Source organism: Luteibacter sp. P4_D7_3, from assembly GCF_056401735.1.
Map to the genome: position 1 here is coordinate 1 of NZ_JBFUIT010000015.1, position 26,106 is coordinate 26,106.

The window sequence follows — 26,106 nt, forward strand, 5'->3', positions numbered from 1 at the left end:
TGACCTTGTTGATACCGCGTGCCATGGATTTCCCTCGTATACGTGTCTTCGGACGCCGGCCCGGACCGGGCGGGCGTTCCCGCCCATCATAGCCAGCCTGCGCAATGTGCGGGCCGACGGGGTCGGACCGGGTAGTTTGGGCGATGGCTGCCCTCACCGCAAACCTTTCGATGTGGGCGGGAGTCCCGCCACGTCAGGACGCCAGTCTCATTCCCATGTGATCTGCACGAGCGCCGCTCCCAGGGCATCGCCGGGGCCGAGTGGGCCGACCCGGACATAGCGGGCCTCAAAGCGGAGCTCGGGCGCCGTGCCCGCGAGATCGAAGCGCACGGGGGTGGTCCCATCGGGCAGGACTGGGTGGCCGGAGCCCGTACGCAACTCGATAGCGACACCTCGAGCGTCCCCTGTCGTAGCCAGATAGCGAGGATCCGAAGGCGCGGCCGTCGCGTGCACGGTCACAAGGGCACGGGTGGCGCCGACGCAATCCGCGCCAATGAAGGCTGCGCCTGCCCACCGACTCCCGTCCCCCACCGAGGGAAGCTCGGAGACGGCAACGTTTCCCAAATCGACGCGAATCCGGTTTGCGACCAGTGCGCACGATGGCGTGATCGTGCCGGTGACATCGAACACCAGGGTGTCGCTGCGCCCCTCCCCGGCGTTGCCGGAAGGTGAGGCAAGAGAGATAGCGAGGAAAGCCGCCGCTACCGGTGCGATATGTCGGCGGTTCATTGGCACACCCCCGTCAGGCGTACGAGGCCGCGTGCAGCTTCGCCATCGGTCGTTGTCCGCACGACGCAGCGATCCTCCGCGCGTTGGCCCCAACGGATCGTCAGCGGTGCGCCTGCCACGACGTTGCGGACAAAGATGTGCCCCGCCTGCCCGACCACCCCGACGGAGCGCCCCTGCCCGTCCAGCACGTCGGCACCGAAAGCGGGTGGCGAGCCGTCCGTCAGCCGCGCAACCAGCAACGACGTGCGACCGACGTCCGTGTCGAACGGGACCAGCACGAGCGCCCCTGCCGTGGGCGCGRTGCTTCGGCGCGTCGAAGACAGGCTGACGTCCAGCGACAGGCCGGCCGGATCGATCTCGACCGGGTTCCACCGGAAGGGCGCAAGGTAAGGCACCACCCCGTAGCCACGCCGGTCGAGCCGAACCCCGCTGGCGGACGGCAATCGCGCACCCGCCGCGCCGGGTGCATGCACCAGGGCCATCGCGTCGCCCAGTCGTTGCGCCCGCGTGATACCGCGGCGGTGGAATACGAGTGCCCCTGATGTCGAGAACGACTCGGCGTGCGCGCCACGGCTCCGATCGATGGCGACGCTCGACTCGCCCGCACCGGACAGATGCGACGCGGAAAGGCCGAGCCGGCGATCACGCTGGCTTCCCTGCCCCAGGATGGCGCCGTATCCCACGTCGCCTTCCGTTCCCGCGGTGCCTGCCACGCCAACCTGCATGTGATGCACATCGCGGCCTCCGCCATGACCGGCGAGGGTGAGTGACGGCGCCGATGTGGCGGCCCCCAGCGGGATCGAGACGCCAAGACGTGCCGTCGCATCGTCAGCGGCGCGATGGAAAGAAATATCCAGCGTGGCCCGACGCCATCCGCGCGTCCATGCGAGAGCGTAGGACCGCAACGTTCCTGGCCTTCGTGAGCCGATGTGCCGTTTGATCCGATGCAGGCTGCCAGTTGCCGTGAGGACACCACGGTCCGAATCCAATTCGCGTTGCAGCACGACGTCCATTCGCTCGCTACCCCTCCCCTCTTCCTTCGCCGGCGGCCGACGACTAGCCAAGTCCGGCAGTGCACGCCCGCGCTCGCGTACGAGGCTGACCCACATGCTTGTCCCATCGTGCCAACGCCGGCCGTGCCGGACCCGCCATGCCCTGGCGCGACCCGGCCGTGAAGCGGATGCACTAGCCGCGATGCGGGACCCCATGAAGTCGATAGCGAAGGCACCGACCAACGTGTCGATGGCTCCTCCCAGCAGGGCCGAATCACTGCTTCCCCAACGGCGCCAGCCGGCATACAAGGTAGTGTCCCGCGCGAGGCCCTGTCGCCATGTCGCCTGTATCAGCTCGACGCCATGATCGTGTGTCGTCAACGCATGCCCGGCATTCATCGCGATCACGGCGTGACCTTCACCAAGCAGTTCAGGCATAGCGAAGAACGGCACGCGAAACGATGAGTGGCCGCCGTCTTCCTCGTCGATGGTGACATCCAGGTGACCGCCACGACCGAGTCCCTGAAGATCGTCGATGACGAACGGGCCCGGTGGCACTGAAAGCTCTCGCAGCAGAACGCCACCCTGCGTCACGCGCACGAGGGCATGCGTTCGCGCGAGCCCGCGCACCGTCGGTTTATAGCCGAGTCTCGTGTCGTCGTTCATGCGTGCATCGTTCGCCAGTGCCATGCCGCGCATGCGTACAGGCGCGAAGCTACCGTCGGCTATCAGGAGCTCGCCGACGCGCCACTGCGATCGCCACGCCTCGATCTGTCGCTCGACGTACAGATGACGCCGCTTGTAGCGTGACGCGCTCCACGATCCCGCACCGCGCACGCGCCAGTGTCCCGCGTTGATGCCCGACTCGTGAGCGAGGAAGCGGGCCGTTCGAGACTGCCTCGCCACGGTGCTGCGATGCAGGTTCACGCGCCAGCCAAGCTGCCCGGAGGCCATGCCGGCGTCACGTTGCGCCGGCGGCACGAGCCCGGACCTTTTGCGTTTCAGCCGTGCCTGCGGCACTTCGATATCCAGCCGCTGCTCGCTCACGTCGAACCGCGTCGTTGCACCGGGGACATCGTCGGAAAGCGGACGGCAGACTTCATCGCCGGTGGCAACGCCTTCCGAGTGCACGACGCCCAGCGACGCGAGCGTCATGGGCGACAGGCAGGGTACGGCGTCGGAACCGAGGTCCTCGGTGGCGAAACGCACACCGCGACGCATCTGCCATTCGCCGTTCAACCAGATGTCGGCGTCATAGGTACCGGGCATGACCGGATTACCTCGGGAGTAGCGGGAAAGATCAATCTTCATCGCGTGGTCACCTGGAAGAAATGCGGAATTGAATTCGACGACCTTGCCGACCGGCGGTGGGACATCCTCAGTGCCGGCGCGCGCCACGCCGACGATCAACGTGGCCGCAACCAGCCATGCACAAGGCGGCCAGCGATGAGGCGCTGCCAGACGGAACACACCCGCTTCAGTCATCAGCCACGGTGGCAGCCGCGACGTTTGCCGTGCCCGGGACGGTTGCGCCGTAGTCGTTGATGGAGGCGAACTTCACGACGGCCCCCACTGGGGCGACCTTGCCGTTCGGCAACGGCCACGTGGTCTGGCCGGTCGCGACGACCATTCCGCCGCCCAGCGGCATCGTCTCGCCCGGTGCGCCGTTCGCCACGATGGCGACCTCGTTGAAGGACACCACATAGGGCGAGGGATTGCGGACGCGAAGCAGGGCAAGTCCGCCCTCGCGCTCGATCGACCACGTCAGGAGCCCCGGAGCACCGGCAGGCTCGACAGCGAGACCTGACGGCCGATGCAAGAGTTTGAGCCTGTGCCGGAACGCAAACTGCAGCGTGTTCACCGCCTTCCCGGCCTCCGGACTCGGAGGGATCTCCAGGACGTTGAGCCAATACAAGGCCTCCCGGTCCGACGGTGGATGGCCACCCACGTGGACGATGCGAAGCGCGTGCCCGCGACCGGGATCGATGCGGAAGACCGGTGGCGTGATGGCGAACGGCGCATGCGCGGTCTCCGGCGTGGATCGCGCGTCACCATCGTCGATCCACGCCTGGATGAGAGCCGGTTCCTCTCCCTTGTTCTCGACGCGAACAGCGATGTCACGACTCGCACCCGGGAATACCACGCGCGTGCCGCCGATGACGACGCCGGCATTAACGTCGATGGCTGCGCAGGCGGCCGCCAGGGCAAGAAGCATGATCGCCCGGGCGCGAACCCTCACTGGTAGACGACCTGAAAGCCGACGCGCGAGTTAGCCGTGCCTTTCTCTGCCTTGCCCGTACTGTAATAACGCGCGATCAGTGGAATCACCGCGCTGTTACCAGCGATCGTCACGCCCTGGGAATCTTCCGTGTACATGTTGATCGGCGTGCCATCCTGGTTGGCAATCTGGATCTGCACGTTTTTCGCGGCCTCGGAACCGGCGTCGATGTTGAGGCGACCGGTGGCACGGTCGAGCGCGGGGCTGGCCGGATCGAAGCGGATCTTCGCGAGGTCGCCATCGAGGCATTCCGCGTTGCCGCCGATCTGGATCTGGAAACCGCGATCGCCGGACGTCTGGCCCTCGACGGCGAGGTTGGCGGCACTGATGTCGCCAAAATCGACCGTCTTCGTGGCAGCTCCCGAGCCGGGCGGCTTGCCTTCCACCAGGCACGTCGTGGCGGTGATCCGACCGGTAATTTCAATGGTCCCGTCGTTGGCGGCGAGCACGGGCGAAACGGGGATGGCGACGAGGGCGAGGACGAGTGACGAGGTAACGAACACGTTCATGGCAGCAACCTTCTCGGTGGAGGAAGGTCAGTGTCCGCGCATGACCGGGCGCCATCGATACGCGCGGGCTGAAACGCACGCCATCGCACCGCTCGCTTGCAAGCGCGTGGACGGCCACACCCGTGTGAGCGCAGCGGTGGCGCGGAGGGCCGCGGCCAGCGTGGCACGCCGCTCCGGGGCCGTCTCAGACCGCAAGAAAGTCCCGGCCGTGGCGCGGGAGGCCGGTACAGGACCCCGATTTTGCGGATCGCACGGGCGTAGACGGCCAATCCACCTATGCAGACCCTATACTGGGGGCCGATTTGTCGCACACGAACCTGGTCCATGGATTCCATCGCCGATCGCACCACCTCCCTCGACTTTGCCGGCGTTCGCGCCCTGGCAGCCGACGACATGAAGGAGGTCGACGCGCTGATCCGGCACCGACTGTCTTCCGACGTCGTCCTGATCAATGCCATCGCGGACCACATCATCGCCGGAGGCGGCAAACGGCTGCGTCCGATGCTGCATGTGCTCGCCGCTCGGGCCGCAGGCTACGGTGGGCAGGAACACGCGAAGCTGGCCGCGATCATCGAGTTCATCCATACGTCCACCCTGCTCCACGACGACGTGGTCGACGAGTCGGACATGCGGCGCGGCCGCAAGACCGCGAACGCACTATGGGGCAATGCGGCCAGCGTGCTGGTGGGCGATTTCCTCTATTCGCGTTCGTTCCAGCTGATGGTAGAGCTGGACGACATGCGCATCATGCGGATTCTCGCCGATACCACGAACACCATTGCCGAAGGCGAGGTGCTGCAGTTGCTCAACATCGGCAATGCCGACGTGGACGAAGCGGCCTACCTGGCGGTGATCGAGAGAAAGACCGCGGTCCTTTTCGCCGCCGCCACCGAACTCGGCGGCGTGCTCGGTGGCTTGCCAGAAAATCAGATCGCCGCGCTCCGTCGCTACGGCATGGAGCTTGGCTATGCCTTCCAGATCGCCGACGACCTGCTCGACTACGTTTCGGATGCGGAGACCCTTGGCAAGAACATCGGCGACGATCTCGCCGAAGGCAAGCCGACCCTCCCGCTCATCTATGCGATGCAGTCAGCCGACCCGGAGCAACTGAAGTCCCTGCGCCACGCCATCGAGCATGGCGGCCTCGATTCGCTGGACCGCATCGTCGCCGCGATCCGCGATTCGGGTGCGCTGGAGCGCACCCACGATCGCGCGGTTTCCCATGCCAACGCCGCACGGTCGGCGTTGGATGAGATCGCCGAATCGCCTTTCCGCGACGCCCTCGCCGCCCTGGCCGATTACTCGGTCGAGCRGCGCTTCTGACCGATCGCGTCGATCACTTCTTAGCGAATGCTTCCGTCAGCCATGCACGCATGGCGGCGTAAGCGCGGTTCGCTACCTTCGCGTCGTAACGGCAATTGCCCGTCGTCGTCGTAGCTTCTTTTTCCGTGAAGCAATGCACCGCACCGCCGAAATCGGTCGATGCCCAATCCACTTTCGCGTCGCGCATTTCCGCCTCGAAGGCCGCGCGCTGCTCGGGGGGCACGTTGGTGTCGTCGGCACCGTTCAACGCCAGCACCTTGCCGTGGATGTTCGAAGCGAGTTTCGGGTCATCGGTGGCCAGCAACCCATGGAAGCTGACCACGGCAGCGACATCGGCACCCGCGCGCGCGAGGTCGAGCACGGCGGAGCCGCCAAAGCAGAAACCGATGGCTGCCAGGCGCGTGGGATCGATCGGCGCACCTTTCTCCTGCGCCTTGAGTTCGGCGAAAGCTCGCGACACGCGCTCGCGCATGATCTTGCGATCCGCATAGAGGGGCTTCACCGCCGCACCAGCCTCGGCTTCCGACGTTGGCCGCGTCCCGGCGCCGTACATGTCGGTCAGAAGGATGACGTAGTCCTTGCCGGCGATGTCCTTGGCCTTGGCCAGTGCCATGTCGTTGATGCCATACCAGTTGGGCACCATGACGAGGCCCGGACGCTTCGTGGTCACGGCGTCGTCGTAAACCAGGAAGCTCTTATAGGTGACGCCCGCATCCGTCCATTGCACCGGCTTGGCGACCATCGCGGCAGATGCCGCACCGACGTGACCGAGGACGAGCAACGACAGGACAAGCAACGAACGGCGCATCGGCATGACTCCCTGGTTGAATGCGGCAAGCATAGGCCTGGCCGCATCGCCTGGGTAGCTACCGCTTCGCGTCTTCAGAGGCCCGCTGCGTGCCGCGCCAGCCGGCTCTTGAGTGGCCCGATGCGGTCGAGCAGCCGTACACCCAGGCCACGAGCGGTGACCAGCGGCGACGCCTGCCAGGCATAAATCCGGGCCAAGGCATCGAACGACCAGGCATCGAGGCTATCGGCGCTCCGACGCCGGCGCGCATAGCGCCGGAGCACGTGCGTCGCAGCAAAGTCCCTGCCCGCCTCACGCGCTTCGACCAGGGTGTCACGCAATTCGGCGACATCGCGCAAGCCCAGGTTGACGCCCTGGCCGGCGAGAGGATGCACCGCATGCGCGGCGTCGCCGAGGAGGACGACGCGCCCGACTTCGTACCGTTCGGCCAGCTTCAAGCGAAGGGGAAACGCGGCACGCCGGGAGACGGCGCGGATCGGACCGAGCCGGAAGTCGCTGGCGACGCCCAGCGCCTGCCGGAACGCCTCGTCGTCGAGCGCCAGGACGCGATGCGCCTCGGCGTCGGGCAGCGACCAGACGATCGAACTGCGTCCGTCGGCGAGCGGCAGGAAAGCCAGTGGCCCGCTGGGAAGGAATCGCTGCCAGGCCGTGCGCTGATGCGACTGTGTCGTTTCGACATGGGCGACGACGGCACGCTGCGCGTAGTCGCGGCCCTGCGTGCCAATGCCGACCATCGCGCGCAAGGGAGATTCGGCGCCGTCGGCGGCCACGACGAGTCGCGCGGCGACGACCTGGCCGTCGGCCAGATCGAGCTGTGCCCGATCCTCACGCATGGCATAGGCGACCACTTCGGCCGGGACGATACGGCGCACGCCGGCGTCATCCAGTGCGTGCCAGAGAGTGGCCTGGACGAGGTTGTTCTCGACGATGTACCCGAGCACGTCGMGTCCTTCGTCCGCGGCCTCGAACTGGATAGCGGCGCCATTCTCCGCGTCCCAGACATGCATGCGCTCGTACGCCGACGCACGCGCGTCGCGAATGCGCGACCACGCGCCGAGCCGATCGAGCAGCGCCACCGAGGAGGGCGCCAGGCCGACCACGCGGAGGTCGACTTCATCCGCCGCCGCCCAGGCGGCCGGCTCGCGGGCATCGATCAGGGCGACGGAGAAGCCGGCACGTGCCAGCGCCAGCGCGGCGGCGGCACCGACCATGCCTCCGCCCACCACCGCCACGTCGAGCAAGCTACCGCGACGGCGGGAGGGGTCGTTCTGCCGGAGGTCGTTCACGGGGTTTTCTCCCGTACCGCCAGGGGCGCGTGCAGCCGAAAACCCATGCCACGCCGACTCAAGGCGTGTCGCAAGGGCGGCACGCGATCGAGAGCGAGCATCGCCAGCGAGCGCAGGGGCCCCAGCAAAGGCTGTTTGAGGCAGGCCAGACGGACCAGGCCGTGGCTCATGGCCATGGTCCCTTCGCGGTCGGCCGCGCGCCGCGTGGCGTACTCCGCCAGGAGGGCCGGGGCGCCGGGATCGGCCGCCACGGCCACGAGTTCGGCCAGGGTCAGGGCGTCGCGCAGGCCGAGATTGAAGCCTTGCGCACCAATGGGGTGGACGGTCTGCGCGGCATTGCCCACCAGGACGGCGCGAGGGGCGATAAGACTGTCTGCTGCCACGCGTCGAATCGGATAGGGCGAACGCTTCCCCGGGCGAGACAAGCGGCCGAGCCGCCAGCCGAAACGCTCCTGGGCGAAGGCGGCGAAGGTCACATCGTCCATGGCCGCCACGGTGTCGGCCTCAGCGGCGGCGACGGTCAGTACGACGCCGACACGCCGATCGGCCAGAGGCAGCACGGCTACTGGACCCTCGTCCGTAAAGCGCTCGAAGGCGCGGCCGCGGGGGTCACGCTCGGGGGTCATCGTGCTGACGAAGAGTGCCTGCTCATAGTCGTGTTCCCGTGTGCCGATACCCAGCTGGCTTCGTATCCCCGACTGGGTCCCGTCGGCGCCGACCAGGAGCGGGGTGGAGATAAGCCGGGTATCGCCGTTGGACGACACCGTCACCGACCAGCCGCCATCCACGGCTTCGATGCGCTCGACCCGAGCCGGCGCCAGACGCGTGAGGAGGGGACAGCGATCGAGGCGGCGCAGCAACGCGGCGCCCAGTTCGCGCGCAGGCAGGGTCCAGCCCAGGGCATCCACGCCCTCCGCCGCAGCATCCATGCGCACGCTCCCGAAATCGCCGGCGCGGCTCGTATGAATGTGGTTGATCGGCGTGGCGTTGGCCTCCGCGAACTCCCACACGCCGATCGCCGCCAGGCCATTCACGGTCGCGCGGGCCAGGGCCAGGTTGCGCTCGTCATAGCTGGGCTGGTCGTCGACACGCGGCGCGGCGGCTTCGACGAGGATGGCCGGCAATCCTGCATGGTCCAGGGCGATGGCGAGGCTGGCGCCGACCAGGCCGCCGCCAACGATAACGATGGGTTGGGTAGAGGTCATGGGCGGATGATAACCCGCACCGATAGAATGCCCCGATGGGAAATCGACTTTCGAAAATCTACACACGCACCGGCGACGATGGCACGACCGGCCTTGGCGATGGCAGCCGGACCGGCAAGGACTCCCTGCGGGTCACCGCCTACGGCACCGTGGACGAGCTCAACAGCGCCATCGGCATGACCATGGCCGCGCAAGAGGCGGACGACGACATCCGCGACGCGCTGGCGCAGATCCAGCACGAGCTGTTCGATCTTGGCGGCGAGTTGTGCATCCCCGGCATGGCCATGGTCCAGGCGCAGGACATCGACCGCCTCGAGACGGTGCTCGACGCCTTCAATGCGGACCTGCCCGCCCTGAAGGATTTCATCCTGCCCGGGGGCGGCATGGCGGCGGCATCCTGCCACCTCGCGCGGACCATATGCCGGCGCGCCGAGCGCGATGTCGTCGCCCTCGGCCGGGTGGAGGAGGTCCGCCCCGAGGCACAGCGTTACCTGAACCGCCTGTCCGACCTGCTCTTTGTCATCGCACGCGTTCTTGCGCGCCGTAGCGGCCACGGCGAAGTGATCTGGCAGCATGAGCGCCGCCCGCGAGGCTGAGCCGGCGGTGTAAGCTCGATCGGCAGGCGTGTCGATCGACGACGCGCTCCCTGGGGATCCGGAGCTATGGGTGACTTGCCTTCGTGCGGTGTGGCTGGCGATTCTGCTAAGTTGGCCGCCTTTCGAACGAATAAGACCGAGCCTGTGACGTCACGCAACAGCATCCTGCCTAAACGCCGCCTGCTGGCGACAGCCGTCGCCTTCATCGTCTCGAGTGCCGCCCAGGCGGCCCAGGTGGCGCCCACGACGGTCGCACCGACGCAGGGCACGACCACCCAGGCGACGCCCGTGGCAACCTGCACACTGGGCTCGTTCTTCTGTCCGAGCCGGCCGCTGAACTACAACCTGTGCCGTCCGAATGCCATGCTGGCCTTCTACGAGCCGGAAATCACCAAGGACACCTCGCTGCGCGAGACCGCCGTGACCGACGTGCACTCGGGTCTCGATGACGGCACCAGCGGCGTCAAGGTGGAGAGTCCCGAGCCGGATGTGTATCACCTGACCGGCGGCGTCCGCCTCGAGCGCGCCGACCAGGTCATGCGCGCCGACGACGTGACGTACAACTCGGACTCGACCGCCTACGACGCCAAGGGCAACGTGCGGTACCAGGAGGCGGGCATGCTCGTTTCCGCCGAGCGCATGACCGGCACGACCACGCCCAACCAGGCCGACGCCGACCACGTCGCCTACCAGCTGCTGGATACGCGCGGCAACGGCGTGGCCGACCACGCCAAGGTGATGGACCCGCAGCATGGCCGCTTCTCCATGGCCACGTATTCCACCTGCGATGTCGGTAACCACCAGTGGGAATTCCGCGCGAAGACGCTGAACCTGAACAAGGATACCGGCGTCGGCCTGGCGCGCAGCGCGACGCTCCGGTACAAGAACGTGCCGATCCTCTATGCGCCCGTCTTCTCCTTCCCGCTGGACGACCGTCGCAAGAGCGGCTTCCTTTATCCGACCTTCGGCTCGAACAGTTATTCGGGCGTCTACCTCACGCTGCCGTATTACTTCAACCTCGCGCCGAACTACGACGCCACGGTCGAACCGGGTTTCTATACGGATCGCGGGCTGATGCTCGGTGGCGAGTTCCGCTACAAGCTGCCGACGTCCAACGGCAGCTTCGACCTGCATTACATGGCCCACGACAAGGGCGAGGATCAGGACGTCAGCGGAACGAGCGACCGCGACGGATCAAAGCAACGCTGGCTGGTGCAGATCGCCAACTCCACCGCCCTCGGCGACGGCTTCAACTTCGGCGCGAACATCAATCGCGCGTCGGACAACCAGTACTTCCGTGACTTCGGCAACGATATCTACACCTCCGGCGTCTCATTGCTGTCGTCCAGCGCGTACGTGAGCAAGGGCGGCAAGTACTGGTCAGCCACCCTCGGTGCGGATGACTATCAGAACGTCGACGCAGGCCTGCCGAACTACGTGGCGCCGTATCGGCGCTGGCCTCGCGGCACCTTCAATTTCAACGCGCCGGTGCTGAGCTGGCTCGACGGCGGCATTGACAGCGAAATCGTGAACTTCCGCAAGGAAGATCCCGCGCCGGTCTCTCCCGGCGTCCCAGGCCAGGTCGATGGTACCCGCCTTGATCTGGCGCCGTTTCTCGCGGCCGACTTCCAGGGTGCATCGTGGTTCGTCCGTCCTCGCCTCGAGTACCGCTACACCGACTATCGCCTCAACACCGACTACCGGCAGTTCAACTACACGCAGCGCGACCCGTCCCGCTCCCTGCCGATTGCCAACGTGGACGCCGGCCTGATCTTCGACAAGCAGACGAACCTGTTCGGCACCAGCTATACGCAGACCCTCGAGCCGCGCCTGTACTACCTGTACGTGCCGTATCGCAACCAGAACAATCTGCCGCTCTTCGACACCAGCGAAATGTCGTTCGACTTCTGGCAGCTGTTCAGCAACAACCGCTTCTCCGGCGCCGATCGCCAGATGGACGCGAACAACCTGACTGCCGCCCTGACGACGCGCCTGCTCGATGACCACGGTGTGGAACGGCTATCGGCCAGCGTCGGCCAGATCCGTTACTTCAGCGACCAGAAGGTGCAGTCGCCGGGCGTGGCACCGACCAATTTCGCCGGTTCCGACTACATCGCGCAGTTGAGCATGCAGTTCAACGACAACTGGCGGATGAACAGTTCGTACCAGTGGAACCCGAACAACAAACAGAGCCCCTACCTGAATACGGATGGGCAGCTATTCGTCCAGGGCCATGAGACCGATCTGGCCACGGTCCAGGTCCAGCGCCGCATCAAGGGCGACGGCATCATCAACTTCTCGTACCGGTATCGCCGCAACGTGATGGAACAATTCGACACGTCCGTTGTCTTTCCTGTGTCCGAGCGCTGGCGCGCACTGGCGCGATGGGTTTTCGCCCGCCGCGACGTCCTGCCTGTCYACGCGCCCGGCGGAACCACGCCCTTCAATACCTTCACGTTCTCGCACCGCACCCTGGATGCTGCCGTGGGCGTCGAGTACGACAGCTGCTGCGTCGCCTTCCGCGTAYTCGGCCGCCACTACGTACGCGACTACACCCGGCAGACGGCAAACGAGATCATGTTCGAGATGGAATTCAAGGGCCTGGGCTCCTTCAACCCGGAGACAGGCAGCTATCTGCGGCGTGCTATCCTTGGCTATCAATAAGAGGGGCAAGTGCCCCAGGCTCCCTATTCGATGAAGCAGATTCTTGCGTATTCCCTGCTCGCCGCCGGTCTTGCGTCGGTCGTTCCCACCGCCCATGCCCAGCTGATGCCTTCGGCCCAGCCGGCACAGGGCGGAAGCGCTTCCGGCAACGGTTCGCTCGACCGTATCGTGGCGGTCGTTGAGGACGACATCATCCTGCAGAGTGAGCTCGACGAAGCGATCAATGCCATCGTCAAGCAGTACGCCGCGAATCCTGCCCAGCTGCCGCCGCACGACGTGCTGGCGCGGCAGGTACTCGATCGCCTCATCCTGATGAAGATCCAGGTCCAGCAGGCATCCAACCAGAACATCAAGGTCTCCGACCAGGATGTGGACCAGGCGGCCGCGAACGTCGCCCAGCAGAACAAGATGAGCCTGGAGCAGCTGAAAGCCGCGGTCGAACAGGACGGCTACAGCTACGCCGGCTTCCGCCAGCAGCTGTCCGACCAGATCACCGCGCAGAAGCTGCACGAGAGCGTCGTTCGCGACCAGGTCAACGTGACCGATACCGAGGTCAACAACATGCTCGCCAGCCCGACCTACAAGGGCGGTGAAGTCCACCTGGCACACATCCAGATCAGCACCCCGGCCAACGGCAGCGCGAGCGATATCGCCGCCGCCCAGGCCAAGGCCGAGGAGACGCTCAAGGCGATCAAGGGCGGCATGGACTTCAACGCCGCTGCCATTCGCTACTCCGACGCACCCGACGCCCTCGATGGCGGCGACCTCGGCTGGCGCCGGCTCGATGAAGTGCCGCCGGCCTTCGCCGACGCAGTCACCGGCCTGAAGCCGGGTGACAACACCGCCGCCTTGCGTGGCCCGACCGGCTTTCACATCCTGAAGCTGGTCGAGACCCGCCAGGCCGGTCGTCAGATCGTCACCGAGTACCACGCCCGTCAGATCCTGATCAAGCCGTCGGAAATCGTCACGCCCGAGCAGGCGGAGAAGAAGGCGCAGGACATCTACACCCGCGTGGTCGACAAGAAGGAAGACTTCGCCAAAATCGCGAAGGACGACTCCAAGGACAACACCACCGCGAACAACGGCGGTGACATGGGCTGGTTCGCGGCGGATGCCTGGGGCCAGGCCATTGCCGGCCAGATCACCACGCTGAAGGACAACGAGGTGTCGCACCCGATCCAGACCGAAGCCGGCTGGATTGTGCTCCAGCGCCTGGGCGCGCGTCAGAGCGATCTGACCGACCAGCTGCAGCGTGACCAGGCTCGCCAGGCCATTGGCAATCGCAAAGCCGACGCGGCTTACGAAAGCTATCTCCGTGAGCAGCGCTCCTCGGCCTACGTGAACATCCTCGTGCCGGAACTCAAGGATCCGGACGACAAGCAGGCTTCGGCCACGCCCGCCCAGTAATCCGTCATGACCGCGACCACCCTGCCACGGCTCGCCGTTACTGCCGGTGAGCCTGCCGGGGTAGGTCCGGAGCTGGTCGCCCGCCTCGCCGCGAGCGATCTTCCCGCCGACCTCATCGTGATCACCGATCGCGATCTGCTTCGCCGGGCCGCCGCCATCTGCGGCATCGACCTCACCATCAGCGACGACGATGGCTCCCGCCTTGCGGCGAGGGCCGCCGGACACGTGCGCGTGCGCCATGTGCCCCTGGGCGAGAAGGAAACGCCGGGGCGGCCGGACCCCGCCAATGCGCGGCACGTGCTCGACATGCTGGCCGTGGCAGCCGACGGCTGCCTCAGTGGCGAGTTCGATGCCGTCGTCACGGGCCCCGTGCAGAAATCCAGCATCAACGAAGCCGGCATCCGCTTTAGCGGACACACCGAGTTCTTCGCCGAGCGCGCGGCCAGCGATGTCGTGATGATGCTGGCGAGCCCGGACCTGCGCGTCACCCTGGCGACGACGCACCTACCGCTGTCGGCGGTGCCATCCGCCATTACACCGGCGCTGCTGGAGCGCACGCTGCGCATTGTCGGCGGCTCGCTGACCTCGCTCTATGGCTTCATTCGCCCACGCATCGCCGTGCTAGGCCTCAACCCGCATGCGGGCGAGGACGGTCACATGGGACGGGAAGAGATCGACACCATCATCCCGCTGCTCGAGCGGCTGCGCGGCGAAGGCATGGACCTCCTCGGGCCACTGCCTGCCGACACCGCCTTCGTACCCGTCCTGCGCCATCGCTACGACGCGGTGCTGGCGATGTACCACGACCAGGCGCTGCCCGTGCTCAAGAGCGAGGCGTTCGACAGCACGGTCAACGTGACCCTCGGCCTGCCCTTCATCCGCACGTCCGTCGATCACGGCACCGCACTGGACCTTGCCGGCACCGGCCGCGCGGATCCGGCCAGCCTGTTTGCCGCGGCGCGACTTGCGATCGATTTCGCCAACCATCGGGCCGCCGTATGAACGCACGCCCCAAAAAAAGCTTCGGGCAGCACTTCCTGCACGACAAGCGCTACATCGACCGCATCGTTTCCTCCATCGCGCCGAAGGACGGTGACACCGTCGTCGAGATCGGCCCCGGGGAAGGGGCGATGACGATGCCGCTGCTGGCCGTCGCCAGGCGGATGACGGCGATCGAGCTGGACACGGACCTCATCCCCGGCCTGCAGGATCGCGCCGCCTCCATCGGCGAGCTGCGCATCGTGCATTCGGACGTCCTCAAGGTGGACTTCACGGCGCTCGCTCGTGAACTGGGTGCCGAACGCCTGCGTATTGCAGGCAACCTGCCTTACTACATTTCCAGTCCGATCCTGTTCCACTGCGTCGAGCACGCCGCGGCGATCCAGGACATGCACTTCATGCTGCAGAAGGAAGTCGTCGAGCGCATGGCGGCCGATCCCGGCAGCAAGGTTTATGGCCGGTTGAGTGTCATGCTGCAGCTCGCCTGCAAGGTCACCCCCCTGTTCACGGTGCCGCCGGGCGCCTTCCGGCCGCCGCCCAAGGTGGACTCGGCCGTGGTCCGGCTGGTCCCACTGCCGCCCGAGCAGCTCCCACAGGGCGACACGGCGAAGATCTACCAGGTCGTGAAGGCCGCCTTCGCCATGCGCCGCAAGACCCTCTCCAACACGCTGAAGGGTCTCGTGGACGACGCGACCATCCGGGATCTGGGCATCGACCCGCGTGCCCGCGCGGAAACCCTGCCCCCCGGCGACTTCGTCAAGCTAGCCAACGCGATGTGAAGGTCCTTGCGGGCATACTTGCCCGCCCTGTCCCCGTCCCCGACAATCGGACCATGAATTCCAAAACACCCTACACGATCGACGTGGAGGTCGAATCCCGCTTCGTCCCCGACCAGTCGCAACCCACCGACAATCGCTACGTCTTCGCCTACACCATCACCCTGCGCAACGCCGGCGAGACGGGCGCGCAACTGATGACCCGCCACTGGGTCATCAAGGATGCGAACGGCAAGGTAGAGGAAGTGCGCGGTGACGGCGTGGTCGGCGAGCAGCCGTGGATGCGACCCGGTGAGTCGTTCGAGTACACCTCCGGTGCCGTCCTCGAGACGGCGGTGGGCACCATGGAAGGCAGCTACAGCATGATTGCCGACGACGGCACGCAGTTCGATGCCCCGATTCCGACTTTCGTGCTTTCGATACCGCGCACGCTCCACTAGGATCGACTCATGGATAGCGTGCACGCCGTTAACGGCGCCATGGAGCAGCAGGACTGATGGCCGTTTACGCAATCGGCGACGTCCAGGGCTGCTACCCCGAACTCCAGCGCTTGCTGGAAAAGATTCGCTTCGACCCGGCGAACGATCGCCTGTGGTTCTGCGGCGACCTGGTCAACCGTGGCGGCGAGTCGCTCGCCACCCTGCGCCTGATTCATTCGCTGCGCGAGCAGAGCATCATCACGCTCGGCAATCACGACCTCTCGTTGCTGGCCATCGGCCAGCGCCGCGAAGACGCTCAGCAGCGGGTCAATCCGGAACTGCGCGAGGTCTTGTTTGCTGACGATGCGCCGGTCCTCATGGAGTGGATGCGCACGCAAAAGCTGCTGCACCACGACGAGGCCCTGGGCTGGACGATGATCCACGCCGGCCTCGCGCCAAGCTGGACACTGCGTCAGGCACAGCGTGCCGCACTGGAAGTCGAACGCGAGCTTGGCGGCCCACGTCACCAGCGCTTGCTCAAGAACCTGTTCGGCAACCGGCCGCCAGGCTGGAACAACCGCCTGCAGGGTGTCGAGCGACATCGCGCCACGATCAATACCCTGACACGCATGCGCTATTGCGATGTCAGCGGTCGCATCGACTTCGAAGGCAAGGGCACACCCGGCACGCAGAAGCCGGGCATGTATCCCTGGTTCGAGGTGCCGGGCATGCGTCGCCGTGAAACGAAGATCGTGTGCGGGCACTGGTCCGCGCTCGGCCGTTTCGCCGGCCTGGGCATCTACGCGATCGACACCGGTTGCGTCTGGGGCGGCCAACTCACAGCGCTTCGCCTGGACACACCGGAGCCCGAGTACATCACGGTAGAGGCCGAGCCCTATCGTCAGAAGCCCAAGGGCGGCGGCGACTAGGTAGACGCACCGTTCTGTGTAGGAGCCGATTCATCGGCGATCCCGCGGTAGCGAGCAAGGTTTCGGTTCACTCGCTTCGCGAGCGCATGTTTTTAGCGGCTCGCGCCGCCGCTTGCGTGAGGGGGTGAGGCGCAGAGCCTTCGGTGCTCGGACGTAGCGGCACAGAGCCTTCGGTGGCAACACCCACGCCCAACGGCTCTCCTTCCAGCTGACCGTCGCGTCGTGGGAGACCTTGGTGTCCACCCTCGAGGCGAGTTCCGCACAAGTGGAGCGGCCGTAGGCCAGTTAGATACATGGGCCGCGTGAGCGGCCTTTCCTTTGCGAACGCGGAGGACGTGTCTGAGCAGCGAGGGTGGGCACCAAGGTCTCCCCGCGAGACGCCCAAGTGTAGAGAGCGATGGCAAAGCCGAGCCACCCGCGAGGCCGAAGGCGAGCCATGCGCGAGTGCGAGGTGCGAAAGCATGCCCCGCCCGAACGCCGAACACCCGGATCCCGGTAATCCGCGAAGAACCTAAAAAAAACCCGCCTTTCGGCGGGTTTCTTGTTATCAGCTCAGCTGACCGTGGCAGTGCTTGTACTTCTTGCCCGAACCACAAGGGCAAGGATCGTTACGTCCGACTTTGGGGCCGTCGTTGAGTACAGGTGCGATCACCGGTTCGGCCGCCGCGGTGTCACCACCGATACCCATCGGCTGGGCATCGGCGTGCTGGAACTGCAGGCGCTGCCCTTCGGCGGCACGCTGCTGCTCGGCTTCCATCGCGGTGACTTCGTCTTCGCTGCGGATGCGGATGCGCGCGAGCATCTGGACCACTTCACTCTTGATGCGATCGAGCATTTCGGAGAACAGTTCGAACGACTCGCGCTTGAACTCCTGCTTCGGCTGTTTCTGCGCATATCCGCGCAGGTAAATGCCCTGGCGCAGGTAGTCCATGCTCGCCAGATGCTCCTTCCAGGCGTTATCGACGACCGAGAGCATCACGTGCTTCTCGAGCGAGCGCATGGTTTCGGCACCGACCTGGACTTCCTTCTCCGAGAACAGCGCATCCACCGCGGCACGCACGTGCTCGAGGATGGCTTCCGCGTCGACGTCCTTCTGGCCTTCGACCCAGTGCGGCAGGTCGATGCGAAGGTTGAGCTCGCTGGCCAGCTCGCGGTCGAGGCCGGCGATATCCCACTGGTCGTCGATGCTGTCGGCGGGCACGTACTTGCGCACGAGTGCCACCACGACATCCTGGCGGATGTCGACGATCATGTCGGAGATGTCGTCGATTTCGAGAAGTTCGTCGCGCTGCGCGTAGATCACCTTGCGCTGGTCGTTGGCGACATCGTCGAATTCGAGGAGGTTTTTGCGGATGTCGAAGTTGTGCTGCTCGACCTTGCGCTGCACCTTTTCGATCTGGCGCGTGATCAGGCGATCCTCGAGGGCCTCGTCTTCCTTCATGCCGAACATCTGCATCCAGCGGCCGATACGCTCGCCGCCGAAGATGCGCATCAGGTTGTCCTGCAGCGACAGGTAGAAACGCGAGGAACCCGGATCGCCCTGGCGACCCGAACGACCACGCAGCTGGTTGTCGATACGACGCGACTCGTGACGCTCCGTGCCGACGATATGCAGACCGCCTGAAGCAAGCACCTGATCGTGGCGCTTCTTCCACTCTTCGCGGGTCTTCTGGCGATCGGCGTCGGTTGCCGTTTCGGGCAATGTGGCCAGCAGGGCCTCGAGGCTGCCACCGAGCACGATGTCCGTACCGCGACCGGCCATGTTGGTGGCGATGGTGACCGAGCCTGGCGCACCCGCCTGGGCCACGATGTGCGCTTCGCGCTCATGCTGCTTGGCGTTGAGCACTTCGTGCGGAATCTTTTCTTTCTTCAGCAGACCCGACACGAGTTCGGACACGTCGATGGACGCGGTGCCGACAAGCACCGGCTGACCGCGCCCGAAGCAGGCCTYGATGTCGTCGATGACTGCCTTGTACTTGGCATCCGGACCGAGGAACACGGAGTCCGGGTTGTCCACGCGAATCATCGGCTGGTGCGTCGGGATCACTACCACTTCCAGGCCGTAGACGGTCTGGAACTCGTAAGCTTCCGTGTCGGCCGTACCGGTCATGCCGGCCAGCTTCTTGTACATGCGGAACAGGTTCTGGAACGTGACCGTCGCCAGTGTCTGGTTCTCGCGCTGGATGGGCACGCCTTCCTTCGCCTCGACCGCCTGGTGCAGGCCATCGGACCAGCGACGGCCTGCCAGCGTACGGCCGGTAAACTCGTCGACGATGATGACTTCGCCATCGCGGACGATGTAGTCGACATCGCGCTGGTAGATCGCGTTTGCACGCAATGCCGCGTTCATGTGGTGAACGACAGCCAGGTTCTTCGAATCGTAGAGACCGCTGTCCGGCTCGATGACGCCGGCTTCGCGCAGCAACTGCTCGGCGTGCTCCATGCCCTCTTCGGACATGTGTACCTGCTTGCCCTTTTCGTCGACGAAGTAGTCGCCACCGGCGTCTTCCTTCTCCTGGCGAGAAAGACCCGGAACGATCTTGTTCACGGCGATGTAGAGCTGCGGGGAGTCTTCGGCGGGACCGGAGATGATCAGCGGCGTACGCGCTTCGTCGATCAGGATCGAATCGACCTCGTCGACGATGGCGTAGTGCAGGCCGCGCTGATTGCGCTGTTCCTTGCTGAGCGCCATGTTGTCGCGAAGGTAGTCGAAGCCGAACTCGTTGTTCGTACCGTAAGTGATGTCTGCCTGGTACGCGCTGCGCTTGTCGGCGTGGTCCATGCCCGGGTAAACGACACCGACCGTAAGGCCGAGGAAGTTGTACAGGCGGCCCATCTGCGCGGAGTCGCGTCGTGCCAGGTAGTCGTTCACGGTAACGACGTGGACGCCTTTACCTTCGAGGGCGTTGAGATAAACCGGCAACGTGCCGACCAGCGTCTTGCCCTCACCCGTGCGCATTTCGGCGATACGCCCACCGTGCAGCACCATGCCGCCAATGAGCTGCACGTCGTAGTGGCGCATGCCAAGCGTGCGCTTTGCCGCCTCACGGGTGACCGCGAAAGCTTCGGGTAGCAGGGCGTCTAGGGTCTCGCCGGCAGCGAGACGCTGACGGAAGTCGTCGGTCTTGCTCCGCAGCGCGTCGTCGGAAAGCTTTTCGAATTCCGGCTCGAGGGCGTTGATGCGCTTGACCGTCTTGGAGAGGTCACGCAGCACCCGCTCGTTACGGCTGCCGAAAATACTCGTCAGTGCACGATTGAACATCGATCATCCGGATCTGAAACGAAAAGGGCTGCCGGAAGGCGCTAAGCCGACCGGCACGAAGGGACGATCATACTACGGGCGTCCCCGGCTTTCCTCGGGGTGGCGACTGGCGTGCCCGGATTCAAGCCCGGTCAGCGATGACTCTTCACGAAGGCGAGCGGATTGACGACCCGATCGTGGTACCAGACCTCGAAATGGACGTGCGAACCGGTCGAACGGCCGGTGGACCCGGCTTTGGCGATCACGTCGCCTACCCGGACACGTTGGCCCGGATGCACGACCAGCGCGCTGTTATGGGCGTATCGGGTCATGTAACCGTTGCCATGGTCGATTTCGATGACGTCGCCATAGCCATTGCGCTGACCCGCGAAAGTGACCATGCCCTCAGCCACGGCCGTCACCGGCGTACCTGTCGGCGCGGCGATGTCGATGCCCGTGTGGCGCGCGCTATGCCCGCTGAACGGATCGGGGCGGCCACCAAAATAGGAAGAGATGTAGCCATTGACCGGCATGCCGGTCGGTCGAAGGCTGGATTCGATGCTGCGGTCCATCAGCAGGTCGCGCAGCGCTTCGAGCTGGGCCTGCTGGGCGTCGAACTGGCCGGAGAGGTGGTCGATGCTCTTTCCGAGCGTTTCGGGAAGCGCATAGGCGCTGGTATCGGGGCCATTGCTGACCTCGAGGCCGCCCTGGCCGGGYTCCTCGTCGAAGTTGAACTCGCCGTCATCCAGCTTGCCGGCCTGGGTCAAGCGCTCGCCGAGCGCGTTGAGGCGCACCGACTGGGCCTGGAGCTGGCCCAGCTTGACCGCCAGGGCGTCGAGATCGCGCTGGGCGTCGCGCTTGATCGCGGCCACCTGGGCGCTCTGGTCGCCGACCTGCGCTTGCAGGCCATCCAGATGACCCAGCGCGCGATCTTTCGGACTGGCGACCACCAGAGCCACCGCGGCGCCAACCCCGGCAATGCCGATAAAGCCAGCCAGGGCCATCGCCGTCACCTTGCAGCGCATGCGCCGGCAGGTGAGATCCAGCGTTTTCGGCCCTTTCTGGCCACGAGACACGAGTATGATCTGCATACGTTCCACATCGAATAGTTGAAGCCGGTCCATGCCACCGCCGTACCAACCGACCCGTCGATCCACCCATGGACTGAAGTCCATCTCGGAATTCGGGCCTGTCGCGTCGCTGGCCAAACGGGCCCGCGAACTCGACACGTTGGACCGCCAGCTGCGCGCGACGCTGCCTCAACCGCTGCGCGACAACGTCCGCTTCGCGGACCTGCGCGACGGTCGGCTCGTCTTCCTTGCGCCCTCCTCGGCCTGGGCCTCGCGGGTACGCCTTTACCAGACGCAGATCCTCGAGGCCGCCCGCGCCATCGGCGCGAAAGCCAGTTCGGTTGCCGTTAAAGTGGCCCCCCTACCGGTCGAGGAAGTCATTCCCGACCGACATAAACCGCTTTCCGCGTCAGCTGCCCGCCATCTGCGAGCCGCTGCAGCGTCACTCTCCGACCCCACGTTGCGAGATCTGTTCCTGAAACTGGCCTCCGAGGCCGAAAATTCAGATTAATTCTATACTTACGAGCCAAAAGCTCGATCCGTAAGCAGCACCGGATCGGACGGAGCGGCAAACTTTATAGCACGCATATTCCCTATGAACACCTAAAATGGACGTAAAGTTCACAGGGCCGTGACGGCTGTCACGCGGTCGCTGGCGTCCGAAGCGTTGGCTGGGGCGGGGTCTTCTTCGGCCTCGCGGCTTCGCGTTTGCACGGCTCGAGTGGCGTCGAGCAACCGCTTGCAGCGATGAAGCTCAACGCATCTCGTGTGTAGGAGCCGATTCATCGGCGAACCCTCGACGGTGCTATCGCGAACGAGGCTGTGCGTTGAATTGCGCCGGCGTCTAACCGCTCGGCCCATCACTACAAGGCCTCATTCGCAGATTCGACTGCCAGAGGGTTCGCCGATGAATCGGCTCCTACACACCAAGCCGCCGCGTCGTGGGTGGCACCCGCCGGCTCTCGCGACGCCGCGCGAGCGCCAAACGCGAGGCCGAAGGCGAACCCGCATACGCGCGCGAAGACCCATAAAAAAACCGCCTCGAGGGCGGCTTTTTCCTGTGTCGAGCGCCCCGAAAGGCCGTGCCTTAAACCGCGTGGGCGGGCTGGGCGTAGGAGATCGGCGCCTTGGCCGGGTCCTTGAAGCTGACTTCTTCCCAGGCGGTGACATCGGCCATCAGGCTGCGAAGGAGCTTGTTGTTGAGCTCGTGACCGGACTTGTGCGCGGAGTACGCGCCAATGAGGCTGTGGCCCAGCATGTAGATGTCGCCGATGGCGTCGAGGATCTTGTGCTTGACGAACTCGTTGTCGTAACGGAGGCCGTCTTCGTTGAGCACGCGGTAGTCGTCCAGCACGACAGCGTTGTCCATCGAGCCGCCGAGCGTGAGATTGCGCTCACGGAGCATCTCGATGTCACGCATGAAGCCAAACGTGCGGGCACGGCTGACTTCCTTGACGAAGGACGTGGTCGAGAAATCCATCTCGGCCTGGGAATTGCGCTTGTTGAACAGCGGGTGGTCGAACTCGACCGAGAAACCCACCTTGAAGCCGTCGAATGGCTCGAGCTTGGCCCACTTGTCACCGTCCTGGACGATGACCGGCTTGCGAATACGAATGAAGCGCTTGGCGGCTTCCTGCTCCTCGATACCCGCGGACTGGATGAGGAACACGAACGGACCGGCGCTGCCGTCCATGATCGGCACTTCGGGAGCGGAAAGGTCGACATAGGCATTGTCGATACCAAGCCCGGCCATGGCCGAGAGCAGATGCTCGACAGTGGACACGCGAACGCCATCCTTGATCAGCGTGGTCGAAAGACGCGTATCGCCGACGTTCTCGGGACGCGAATGGAGTTCGACGGGCGGATTCAGGTCGGTGCGACGAAACACGATGCCGGTGTTCGGCGCCGCGGGACGAAGCGTCATATACACCTTGTCGCCGGTATGAAGACCGACGCCAGTGGCGCGAATGATGTTCTTGAGCGTGCGCTGCTTAATCATATTGGGTCAAACCTTAGCCGGCAGCAGCCTTAAGTGGCGAATAGGCTAACACAGTCTTAACCTCGGGCTAGATGAACTGAACGGGCCAGTCTTGCACCGCTTCACTCTTCCTTCAGCATCGGACGCAAGTCATTCTCATTTGGCTTGCGACTGAAACCACGGTCATTCAAGTACTTGAAAAACCTGGCCGGTTTCTCCCGTCGACAGGGCAACGCTCCGCCGCCCGGACGGGATCGGCGGCGGAGCGTCGGGCTACCCGGCATCGTGCCGGGCCAGCCTCACGTTTTCCTTAACGTGCCATTAGGTACGTGTCGAGACAGTCAATCTGCCTGGCGGCGCAGGAACGCCGGGATGTCCAGGTAGTCGATCGTCGGCTCGGCACCCTTGGACGGCGCCGGCTCCGAACGCGTCGACGAGACGACGTCGGGCTGCGCGTAGTCGACCACCTCGTTGCCCGTACCCGTGCGCAGCACGACCGGACGCGGACGCTGGCGCATTTCCACCTGCTGCTGAACCGGCTGGCGAATCGGCTGCTTCGACGCCACGCCCGCACGATTCAGGCCCGTGGCGACGACGGTCACGCGGACATCGTCCTGCATGTCCGGGTCGAGCGAGGTGCCGATGACCACGGTCGCGTCTTCCGAGGCGAAATCGTGGATCACCCGGCCGATCTCGTCGAACTCGCGCATGGTCAGGTTCGGACCGGCGGTGACATTGACCAGGATGCCGCAAGCGCCGGCAAGGTTCACGTCCTCGAGGAGCGGGTTGTTGATGGCGGCCTCGGCGGCAGCCTGCGCGCGGTCGTCGCCGCGAGCCGTGCCGGAGCCCATCATCGCCATGCCCATCTCGCTCATCACGGTACGGACGTCGGCAAAGTCGACGTTGATCAGGCCCGGGGCCGTGATCAGATCGGCGATGCCCTGCACGGCACCCTGAAGCACGTCGTTGGCGGCCTTGAAGGCGTTGAGCAGGGTGACTTCGCGACCGAGCACCGAAAGGAGCTTTTCATTCGGCACGGTGATCAGCGAATCGACGTGCTGCGACAGGTCTTCGATGCCCTTGAGGGCGACCTGCATGCGGCGACGGCCTTCGAACGGGAACGGCTTGGTGACGACCGCGACCGTAAGGATGCCCTTTTCCTTCGCCAGCTGGGCGACGACCGGGGCCGCGCCCGTACCGGTACCGCCACCCATGCCCGCGGTGATGAAGACCATGTCGGCGCCTTCGAGCATTTCCTCGATGCGCTCACGGTCTTCCAGCGCGGCCTGGCGGCCGACTTCCGGATTGGCGCCCGCGCCCAGGCCCTTGGTGACGTTGCCACCGAGCTGGAGGTGCGTACGCGAGTTGCAGCTCTTCATGGCCTGCGCGTCGGTATTGGCGACGACGAACTCGACGCCTTCGATATTGGAGTTGACCATGTGCGCCACGGCGTTACCGCCACCGCCGCCCACGCCGATGACCTTGATGACCGCGTTCGGTGCCAGCTTTTCGATGAGTTCAAACATTTCCCGTCCTCCGCAGAACTTTTAGTTTTTATGGTTTATGTCCCACGTCCGACTCCTGTCGGCCATGGGTTGCGGGCCATCCTCTTGCCCCGGCGCCCCCCTTCCATCGGGCACCGACAATCCGGTTTCTACTTAGAAATTCTTGGTGAACCAGCTTCGGAACTTCTCGACCACACTGCCGACGTTGCCGACGGCGGAACTCGTGTTACGCGATGCGCCACTGGACCGCGAACCGTGCAGAAGCAGGCCCACGCCGGTCGAATGCAGCTCGCTGGATACGACATCGCCCAGACCCGACACGTGCTGGGGCACGCCGATGCGGACCATCTTGTGAAAAATTTCTTCGGCCAGCTCGAGCGCGCCTTCCATGCGCGACGCACCGCCGGTGAGCACGATGCCGGCAGCGACGAGGCTCTCGTAACCCGAGCGGCGCAGTTCGTCCTGCACCATCTCGAAGATTTCCTCGTAGCGCGCCTGCACCGACTGCGCGAGCGCCTGGCGCGCGAGACGACGCGGCGGGCGATCGCCGACGCTCGGCACCTGGATCGTTTCTTCCGCGTGCGCGAGCTGGGCGAGCGCACACGCGTACTTGATCTTGATCTCTTCGGCGTGAGCGGTCGGTGTGTGCACGCCGTAGGCGATGTCGTTTGTCACCTGGTCGCCACCGACCGGCAGCGACTTGGTGTGGCGGATCGCACCCTGCGTATAGATGGCGATATCGGTGGTGCCGGCGCCGATGTCGACGAGGCAGACGCCGAGCTCGAGCTCGTCTTCGGTCAGCACGGCCTTCGCGCTCGCGACGGCCGCCGGAACCAGCTCGTCGACCGAGAGGCCACAGCGCTGGATGCACTTGGAGATGTTCTGCACCGCGCTGGCCGCACCAGTGACCAGATGCACGCTGGCTTCCAGGCGCACGCCACTCATGCCGACCGGGTGGCGGATGCCATCCTGGCCGTCGATGCGGTATTCCTGCGATTCCTTGTAGAGCACCTTGCGGTCGGCCGGGATCGCCACTGCGCTGGCGGCTTCGAGCACCTGCTCCAGATCGGCGGCCGTCACTTCACGGTCGCGGATGGCTGCGGTGCCGTGCGAGTTGCGCGTTTCCAGGTGGCTGCCCGAGATGGACGCGTAGACCGAGCGAATGTCACAGCCGGCCATCAGCTCGGCCTCTTCGACCGCGCGCTGGATGGAGTGCACCGTCGATTCGATGTCGACCACCGAGCCGCGCTTCATGCCGCGCGACACATGGGTGCCGATGCCGATGATCTCGATCGGTTCACCCGGCTCGTATTCGCCGACGATCGCGACGACCTTCGACGTTCCGATGTCGAGGCCGACGACGAGCTGTTTGTCGTTCTTGTTTCTCATGGT

At 65.2% G+C, this 26,106-nt stretch carries 21 protein-coding genes; 9 read left to right on the forward strand and 12 right to left on the reverse strand.

Annotated elements, in window-relative coordinates; genetic code table 11:
* Nucleotides 1-207: 207 nt before the first annotated feature.
* The 4 genes from AC1DSN_RS03130 to AC1DSN_RS03145 are packed head-to-tail and all read right to left on the reverse strand — an operon-like array spanning nucleotide 208 to nucleotide 4,508.
* On the reverse strand, nucleotides 208-729 hold the full coding sequence (locus AC1DSN_RS03130; protein WP_477293904.1) for a fimbrial protein: 522 nt from the start codon (nucleotides 727-729) through the stop codon (nucleotides 208-210).
* Entirely contained in the window at nucleotides 726-3,206 is a 2,481-nt protein-coding gene (locus AC1DSN_RS03135; RefSeq protein ID WP_477329547.1) for a fimbria/pilus outer membrane usher protein, read from the reverse strand. Before AC1DSN_RS03135 ends, AC1DSN_RS03130 begins: the two co-directional genes overlap by 4 nt.
* On the reverse strand, nucleotides 3,199-3,936 hold the full coding sequence (locus tag AC1DSN_RS03140) for a fimbrial biogenesis chaperone (RefSeq protein ID WP_477293908.1): 738 nt from the start codon (nucleotides 3,934-3,936) through the stop codon (nucleotides 3,199-3,201). Before AC1DSN_RS03140 ends, AC1DSN_RS03135 begins: the two co-directional genes overlap by 8 nt.
* A gap of 20 nt (nucleotides 3,937-3,956) precedes the next feature.
* Nucleotides 3,957-4,508, reverse strand: a complete 552-nt coding sequence (locus tag AC1DSN_RS03145; protein WP_063573009.1) for a fimbrial protein — start codon at nucleotides 4,506-4,508, stop codon at nucleotides 3,957-3,959.
* A gap of 324 nt (nucleotides 4,509-4,832) precedes the next feature.
* Between AC1DSN_RS03145 and AC1DSN_RS03150 the strand changes: the two genes are divergently transcribed.
* On the forward strand, nucleotides 4,833-5,831 hold the full coding sequence (locus AC1DSN_RS03150) for a polyprenyl synthetase family protein (protein WP_477329549.1): 999 nt from the start codon (nucleotides 4,833-4,835) through the stop codon (nucleotides 5,829-5,831).
* A 13-nt stretch (nucleotides 5,832-5,844) separates the two neighbouring features.
* On the opposite strand, the gene AC1DSN_RS03155 is transcribed toward AC1DSN_RS03150, so the two are convergent.
* From AC1DSN_RS03155 to ubiH, 3 genes are all read right to left on the reverse strand, one after another.
* Nucleotides 5,845-6,639 carry a dienelactone hydrolase family protein gene (locus AC1DSN_RS03155; protein ID WP_477293913.1) on the reverse strand — a complete coding sequence of 265 codons (795 nt, stop codon included), beginning with the start codon at nucleotides 6,637-6,639 and terminating at the stop codon, nucleotides 5,845-5,847.
* Nucleotides 6,640-6,713: 74 nt separating this feature from the next.
* Complete coding sequence (locus AC1DSN_RS03160) at nucleotides 6,714-7,925, reverse strand: FAD-dependent oxidoreductase (protein ID WP_477329551.1); 1,212 nt, start codon at nucleotides 7,923-7,925, stop codon at nucleotides 6,714-6,716.
* Nucleotides 7,922-9,130 carry a 2-octaprenyl-6-methoxyphenyl hydroxylase gene (ubiH, locus tag AC1DSN_RS03165; RefSeq protein ID WP_477293917.1) on the reverse strand — a complete coding sequence of 403 codons (1,209 nt, stop codon included), beginning with the start codon at nucleotides 9,128-9,130 and terminating at the stop codon, nucleotides 7,922-7,924. The genes AC1DSN_RS03160 and ubiH overlap by 4 nt, the downstream gene beginning before the upstream one ends.
* A 35-nt stretch (nucleotides 9,131-9,165) precedes the next feature.
* Between ubiH and AC1DSN_RS03170 the strand changes: the two genes are divergently transcribed.
* The 7 genes from AC1DSN_RS03170 (at nucleotide 9,166) to AC1DSN_RS03200 (ending at nucleotide 16,920) form a co-directional block, all read left to right on the forward strand.
* Entirely contained in the window at nucleotides 9,166-9,726 is a 561-nt protein-coding gene (locus tag AC1DSN_RS03170; protein WP_213948532.1) for a cob(I)yrinic acid a,c-diamide adenosyltransferase, read from the forward strand.
* A gap of 144 nt (nucleotides 9,727-9,870) precedes the next feature.
* Nucleotides 9,871-12,390: an LPS-assembly protein LptD gene (locus AC1DSN_RS03175; protein ID WP_477329553.1), complete on the forward strand. Its 2,520-nt coding sequence runs from the start codon at nucleotides 9,871-9,873 to the stop codon at nucleotides 12,388-12,390.
* Between the two features lie 30 nt (nucleotides 12,391-12,420).
* Nucleotides 12,421-13,797 (forward strand): peptidylprolyl isomerase, encoded by a 1,377-nt coding sequence (locus AC1DSN_RS03180; RefSeq protein WP_477293922.1) that lies wholly within the window; start codon nucleotides 12,421-12,423, stop codon nucleotides 13,795-13,797.
* Nucleotides 13,798-13,803: 6 nt separating this feature from the next.
* Nucleotides 13,804-14,799, forward strand: coding sequence for a 4-hydroxythreonine-4-phosphate dehydrogenase PdxA (gene pdxA / locus AC1DSN_RS03185; protein ID WP_477329555.1), 996 nt, complete (start codon nucleotides 13,804-13,806; stop codon nucleotides 14,797-14,799).
* Nucleotides 14,796-15,575 carry a 16S rRNA (adenine(1518)-N(6)/adenine(1519)-N(6))-dimethyltransferase RsmA gene (gene rsmA, locus AC1DSN_RS03190; RefSeq protein ID WP_477293926.1) on the forward strand — a complete coding sequence of 260 codons (780 nt, stop codon included), beginning with the start codon at nucleotides 14,796-14,798 and terminating at the stop codon, nucleotides 15,573-15,575. The genes pdxA and rsmA overlap by 4 nt, the downstream gene beginning before the upstream one ends.
* Before the next feature lie 53 nt (nucleotides 15,576-15,628).
* On the forward strand, nucleotides 15,629-16,012 hold the full coding sequence (gene apaG, locus AC1DSN_RS03195) for a Co2+/Mg2+ efflux protein ApaG (RefSeq protein ID WP_063574175.1): 384 nt from the start codon (nucleotides 15,629-15,631) through the stop codon (nucleotides 16,010-16,012).
* Nucleotides 16,013-16,068: 56 nt separating this feature from the next.
* Nucleotides 16,069-16,920 (forward strand): symmetrical bis(5'-nucleosyl)-tetraphosphatase, encoded by an 852-nt coding sequence (locus AC1DSN_RS03200; RefSeq protein WP_063574174.1) that lies wholly within the window; start codon nucleotides 16,069-16,071, stop codon nucleotides 16,918-16,920.
* A 547-nt stretch (nucleotides 16,921-17,467) separates the two neighbouring features.
* Here AC1DSN_RS03200 and secA read toward each other — a convergent pair.
* Nucleotides 17,468-20,182, reverse strand: coding sequence for a preprotein translocase subunit SecA (secA, locus tag AC1DSN_RS03205; protein ID WP_477329557.1), 2,715 nt, complete (start codon nucleotides 20,180-20,182; stop codon nucleotides 17,468-17,470).
* Between the two features lie 131 nt (nucleotides 20,183-20,313).
* Complete coding sequence (locus AC1DSN_RS03210; RefSeq protein WP_213949656.1) at nucleotides 20,314-21,252, reverse strand: M23 family metallopeptidase; 939 nt, start codon at nucleotides 21,250-21,252, stop codon at nucleotides 20,314-20,316.
* A gap of 31 nt (nucleotides 21,253-21,283) precedes the next feature.
* Between AC1DSN_RS03210 and AC1DSN_RS03215 the strand changes: the two genes are divergently transcribed.
* Nucleotides 21,284-21,742 carry a DciA family protein gene (locus tag AC1DSN_RS03215; RefSeq protein WP_063574324.1) on the forward strand — a complete coding sequence of 153 codons (459 nt, stop codon included), beginning with the start codon at nucleotides 21,284-21,286 and terminating at the stop codon, nucleotides 21,740-21,742.
* A gap of 576 nt (nucleotides 21,743-22,318) precedes the next feature.
* On the opposite strand, the gene lpxC is transcribed toward AC1DSN_RS03215, so the two are convergent.
* The 3 genes from lpxC to ftsA all read right to left on the reverse strand — a co-directional run bounded on the left by lpxC (nucleotide 22,319) and on the right by ftsA (nucleotide 26,103).
* Entirely contained in the window at nucleotides 22,319-23,230 is a 912-nt protein-coding gene (lpxC, locus tag AC1DSN_RS03220) for a UDP-3-O-acyl-N-acetylglucosamine deacetylase (protein WP_477294473.1), read from the reverse strand.
* 320 nt (nucleotides 23,231-23,550) lie between these two features.
* Nucleotides 23,551-24,735, reverse strand: a complete 1,185-nt coding sequence (gene ftsZ, locus AC1DSN_RS03225) for a cell division protein FtsZ (protein ID WP_213949657.1) — start codon at nucleotides 24,733-24,735, stop codon at nucleotides 23,551-23,553.
* Nucleotides 24,736-24,867: 132 nt separating this feature from the next.
* On the reverse strand, nucleotides 24,868-26,103 hold the full coding sequence (ftsA, locus tag AC1DSN_RS03230; RefSeq protein WP_063571605.1) for a cell division protein FtsA: 1,236 nt from the start codon (nucleotides 26,101-26,103) through the stop codon (nucleotides 24,868-24,870).
* Nucleotides 26,104-26,106 lie beyond the last annotated feature (3 nt).